The sequence below is a fragment of the Deltaproteobacteria bacterium genome (genome assembly GCA_018668695.1).
Lineage (GTDB): Bacteria > Myxococcota > XYA12-FULL-58-9 > XYA12-FULL-58-9 > JABJBS01 > JABJBS01.
This window is the reverse complement of record JABJBS010000212.1, coordinates 1-5266: the sequence shown is the minus strand read 5'-3', so window position 1 is coordinate 5266 and position 5266 is coordinate 1. Positions and strand designations below refer to the sequence as shown.

Below are 5266 nucleotides of genomic sequence, written 5' to 3'. Positions count from 1 at the left end.
TTGCCGGTTTTGGCTAACTTGCCAATGAGCTCACCGTTGGTGACTTCGCCTGAACCAATTTTCCAGGCTTCCATATCGAGTTTGATGAGTAAATCAGCAGCTTCCATCGAAAACGGCGTGGAGAGGAATAAGAGACCCGATTCACGGGCGTGTTCGCTTAAGCCTACCCATTGCTCGGGTGTGAATTCCATTCGCTGCCAATACTCGTAGCGGGTATCGTCTTGCCGGCTGAATTTGATTCGCCAAGGCTCGCCAGGTGTCGACTCGGCGGCAGCGATGTGCGTCTGGAATTTGATGGCATCAGCGCCGGTACGAGCAACTGCATCAATGTAAGCGTGAGCTTGCCCAAGGCTGCCATCGTGAGCTTGAGCAATCTCTGCAATAATCAATGTGGGATGGTTTGGCCCAATCCCTTTTCCCCCAATATTCATCATAGCGAGACTCCCTAACATTGCTGATTTCAAACATCAATGCCAGTGAATCCAAGCTCTGACCGGGTTGATCTTGTAGATTAATTGTGGGTATGGAGCCCGTAATAGTGGGCTTTGGTGCGGCGCTCTCAAGCCGCAACTCTTGAGGGGTATGAACAGTCATGAAGGCATTGATTACAGGCGCAGCCGGTTTCATTGGTTACCACCTGGCAGAGAAGCTCCTCAAAGAAGGTCACTTCGTTTGTGGTATCGATAACATTAATGATTACTATGATGTATCTCTTAAGACCGCACGACTAAAGCGTTTGGAAGCACACGAAAATTTTAAGTTTGTCCGGCTGGATATTGGTCTTGATGAAGAAAGTCTCACCAAAGTAGTTAAGGACTTTGAGCCAACCGTGGTGGTCAATCTCGCGGCTCAAGCGGGGGTTCGATATTCACTCACAAACCCTCGGGCCTATAACGACAGCAATATTGTTGGGTTCCTCAATATCTTGGAAGTCTGCCGGCATCAAAAGGTACCCCACTTATTATATGCTTCGTCGAGTTCCGTATACGGCAAGAATACGGCCATGCCTTTCTCCGTAAGTGATAATGTCGACCATCCGGTAAGCCTCTATGCAGCCAGTAAGAAATCAAACGAGTTGATGGCTCACTCTTACAGCCACCTCTATGGAATGAGCGTAACGGGACTCAGGTTCTTTACTGTTTATGGACCTTGGGGCCGGCCGGATATGGCGCTTTTTTTGTTCACGAAGGCGATTCTCGAAGGTAAGCCCATCAACGTTTTTAATTACGGCCAGATGCGGCGAGATTTTACTTATGTCGGCGATATTGTCGAGGGAATTGCTCGCCTGATGAAGTCACCTGCTCAACCAAATCCCGACTGGGACGGTGATAGGCCAGACCCGGCAACCAGTGAGGCCCCTTACCGGCTTTACAACATCGGTAATAACCAGCCCGTTGAGTTAATGCACATGATTGGAGCATTGGAGAAATGCCTCGGTCGTGAAGCTGAAAAGAATATGATGCCGATTCAATCAGGTGATGTTCCGGCCACCTTTGCTGATGTTCAAGCTCTTGAGTCAGCAGTGGGCTTTAAGCCACAGACAAGCATCGAGGATGGTATTGAGCGCTTTGTTGATTGGTACCGAGAATATTATGGCGTTTAGCCCTGATTCTGAAACAAATCGTAGGCCCCGAGTGATGATTGTAGGCGGTCCCGATGTTGACGCGCGTTTAGAACTCATGGGGGTTTTGGCGGATGATTTTGAGTTTGTCGTTGCCGGTTCAGATCATGCTTTAAAGACTCGATTTGAGAATAGGGGTTACGAATTTTATTACTATCCACTTGAACGCAGAAATAGGCCTTGGCTTGATGTTTATGCCTGCTTCAAGCTTTGGAAGGTTTTCCGCGAAGCGCGCCCACACTTAGTTCATACTTACGATACAAAACCTTCGATATGGGGGCGGTACGCTGCACGTTTAGCGGGCGTTCCGGTTGTTGCCGGAACATTACCAGGATTGGGCTCTCTGTATTCGAGCGATGCGGTAACAACTCGCGTTTTGAGAAGCGCTTATCGTGTCCTTCAGAAAATCGCGTGTGAATTTACCGATAGCACAGTTTTGCAGAATACTGGGGATTGGAAACAGCTCACAGATGAAGGTGTGCTTGACCCTAGTAAGGCGACGGTAATTTTGGGCTCGGGTGTGGATACGGAATATTACGCTCCTGACCAAGTCGCTGATCGAGTTCGAGAAAATCTTCGTGAAGAGCTTGGTATAGCAGAAGGTAAGGTGATTGTTCTGTTGGTGTCTCGAGTAATGAGAACCAAGGGCATACTCGAATACGCAGAGGCGGCCGAAAATTTGAAAGAAGATTTACCTGACGCAGAATTCGTCTTGGTGGGTCCTCATGATGATGAGAGCCGAGACCACTTAACCCCGGGCGAACTGGATGCGATTCAAAGCCGGTTAAAGTGGCTGGGACCTCGAAGTGATGTACGTGAGTTGATGGCGCTCAGCGATGTGCTCGTTTTACCGACGGCTTACCGTGAAGGTATACCGAGGGTACTGCTTGAGGGAGCATCGATGGGTTTACCTTTGATTGCGACGGACTCTCCAGGTTGTAACGAGGTCGTTGTACCCGGCGAGAACGGATACTTTGTGGAGCAGAGTGACGCTCAGAGTTTAGCTGAAGCAATTCGGAAACTGGTAAGCGAGCCGGCACTGCGACGGGACTTTGGCGTTCGGTCCCGAGAGTTTGCAGTGTCAAAGTTTGAACTTGGTGTTGTCGCTGGAAAGATAAAGGCTCTTCACCTAGACCTCTTGAGAAGCAAAGGCTTGTGCTGAAGACTCGTTCTAAATCAGCGCGGGAGAATTTATGAAGGTTCCATTTTTTCGACCAGATTTACGTGAAGATGAAGTCAATGAGGTTGCAGATACCCTGAGATCGGGTTGGCTAACCACAGGCCCTAAGGTGAAACGCTTTGAGGAGCGTTTTGCCCAAATGGTCGGAGCAAAGTTTGCGGTTGCGCTGAATTCCTGCACGGCTGGTCTCCACTTGGCGCTAGAGGCACTGGGGGTTGAGGCCGGCGATGTTGTATTGGTGCCGACCCATACTTTTGCTGCTACTGCCGAAGTTGTTCGTTACATGGGCGCTCACCCTCTTTTGATTGATTGTGATGTGGATACTTGCAACATGGATTTGCAAGATGCCAGTGCTAAGATTCAGGCGCTGCGCAGTGGCGAGCTGTCCGTTCCTATTCCAAAAGATGCGCCCGTGGTTGGTATCATGCCTGTTCATGTGGGCGGGTACATGATGGCGATTGATGCCATCGCTGAGTTTGCGGATGAGCACAATTTGTGGATTGTTGAGGACGGGGCACATGCATTCCCGGCTGCTTGGCGTAAGGATGACAGCTCCGAATGGATTCGTTGTGGCGCCAATACAGCACGAGTGTCTTGCTATTCTTTCTACGCCAACAAGACCATCACGACAGGTGAAGGTGGCATGGCTGTGACGGATGACGAAGAAGTTGCCGAGCGTATGCGGCTGATGTCATTGCACGGCTTGTCAAAGGATGCTTGGAAAAGATTTTCCGGAGGCGGTAGCTGGGACTACCAGATTGTAGCACCTGGTTATAAGTATAATTTAACGGACATCGCGGCGGCGATTGGACTTCATCAATTGGCGCGGGCCGAAGAAATGCGCCAAGCACGCGAGAAGGTGGCTCTTCGGTTTCTTGATATGCTTGCTGATGTGAGTCAGCTGACTTTACCGCTCAACAGCAACGACCGGATACACTCTTGGCATTTGTTTCCGATACGCTTGAATTTAGAAGAGCTGTCGGTGGATAGAGGCCAATTTATTGATGAATTACGAGACCTTGGAATTGGTACATCGGTCCACTGGCGACCTTTGCACCTACACCCGTATTATAAGGACTCGATCGGTTGGCAAGCTCAAGATTGTCCAAAGGCTAATTCTCTTTGGCCGAGGTTGATTAGTTTACCTATTTTCTCTCTAATGACTGAGGATGAGATTAACTACGTTGCGAGCTCTGTGAAGGCTTTGTGTGTTCGCTTAACTCGGTAGCATTAGGATGCGTAGAATGAAGTTAGGAATAAATTGGCGTAAGGCGAAACGGGTCATTCAATTTGGAATGGATCTCTTTGTTTTGTCTTCGGCGTTTTTGATTGCCTACTTGTTGCGTTTTGATTTTGAACTCAGTGAAATCAGCCGAAATGATTTGTTGGCGCAATTGCCTTATGTGGTAGCCCTCCAGATGACGGCTCTTTACCTCATGCGTGTACACACAATTATGTGGCGCTATGTTGGGCTTCGAGAGTTGAGTATTTTTGGCCGGGCAGCAATCTTGTCAGCGGTACCGCTGCTGTTGATTCGTTTTTTCTTACCGACAACCTTTGATGTTTGGAAGGTTCCGCTCTCCATCACGTTGATGGATACACTGATAGCATTTGGTGGGATTGTTGGAGCGCGCGTCTTAAGGCGAATCATACACGAAGGTTCGGAATCCCGTCTCATGGGTCCAAGCGCGGAACAAAGCAGGATTCCCGTGTTATTGGTTGGTGCTGGCCGGGCTGGGGTCATCGCTGCTCGTGAACTTAATTCGGTAAACGCCGGCCTCCGCGTCATGGGGTTTGTTGATGATGATAAACAGAAACTGGGATTGATGGTGCACGGGGTTCGCGTCGTGGGCACCACAGAAGATTTACCCGAAATAGTCGAGAGAATGGGTATCGATCATGTCGTCATTACGATTGCTACGGCATCGGGTGGGGAGATACGCCGAATCAAATCCTTATGCGATACAATTCCGATCAAGGTTCGAATCATCCCAAATTTACGCGAAATTTTGCAGGGTGAAGTTGAGATCAGCCGTATTCGTGATGTGGAGCTAGAGGATTTACTCGGCCGAGACCCGGTTTGCCTAGAAGAGTCGACCTTAAGTGAATTTATTGGTTCTAAAACGGTGATGGTGACCGGTGGTGGTGGTTCTATCGGCAGTGAATTGGCGCGTCAGATCGCGGCCTTTCAGCCTGAGAGAGTTTTAATAGTCGAGCGAGCGGAGCCGTCCCTTTTTACTGTCCATCACGAGTTGAGTAAGAAGTTCGATGGTATTGAGTTTTGTCCACTGATTGCGGACATCTCTGACAAAGCCCGAATGACTCAAATTTTTGATGAGTTAGGTAAAATTGTACCTGTAACAGTAATTAAAGCAGGACCATGTATAATTACACAAATTAAAACAGTTTTAACAGACGGCTACAATGCTGTTCAAATAGGTTATTTTACTGTAAAACCCAAATTA

At 48.7% G+C, this 5266-nt stretch carries 5 protein-coding genes; 4 read left to right on the top strand and 1 reads right to left on the bottom strand.

Annotated elements, in window-relative coordinates; all coding sequences use genetic code 11:
- A partial coding sequence (locus HOK28_11185; protein MBT6433650.1) for an N-acetylneuraminate synthase occupies positions 1–431 on the bottom strand: 431 nt, incomplete at its 3' end.
- Positions 432–592: 161 nt separating this feature from the next.
- Between HOK28_11185 and HOK28_11180 the strand changes: the two genes are divergently transcribed.
- The 4 genes from HOK28_11180 to HOK28_11165 form a co-directional block, all read left to right on the top strand.
- Complete coding sequence (locus HOK28_11180) at positions 593–1603, top strand: NAD-dependent epimerase (GenBank protein MBT6433649.1); 1011 nt, start codon at positions 593–595, stop codon at positions 1601–1603.
- Positions 1554–2783 carry a glycosyltransferase family 4 protein gene (locus HOK28_11175; GenBank protein MBT6433648.1) on the top strand — a complete coding sequence of 410 codons (1230 nt, stop codon included), beginning with the start codon at positions 1554–1556 and terminating at the stop codon, positions 2781–2783. Before HOK28_11180 ends, HOK28_11175 begins: the two co-directional genes overlap by 50 nt.
- Before the next feature lie 31 nt (positions 2784–2814).
- Positions 2815–4029 (top strand): DegT/DnrJ/EryC1/StrS family aminotransferase, encoded by a 1215-nt coding sequence (locus HOK28_11170; protein ID MBT6433647.1) that lies wholly within the window; start codon positions 2815–2817, stop codon positions 4027–4029.
- Between the two features lie 16 nt (positions 4030–4045).
- Positions 4046–5266: polysaccharide biosynthesis protein (locus tag HOK28_11165; protein MBT6433646.1), on the top strand; the 1221-nt coding region annotated here is incomplete at its 3' end.

Coding starts and splice junctions, on each gene's coding strand:
- HOK28_11180 (MBT6433649.1), top strand. CDS start 593: ATGAAGGCATTGATTACAGGCGCAGCCGGTTTCATTGGTTACCACCTG.
- HOK28_11175 (MBT6433648.1), top strand. CDS start 1,554: ATGGTATTGAGCGCTTTGTTGATTGGTACCGAGAATATTATGGCGTTT.
- HOK28_11170 (MBT6433647.1), top strand. CDS start 2,815: ATGAAGGTTCCATTTTTTCGACCAGATTTACGTGAAGATGAAGTCAAT.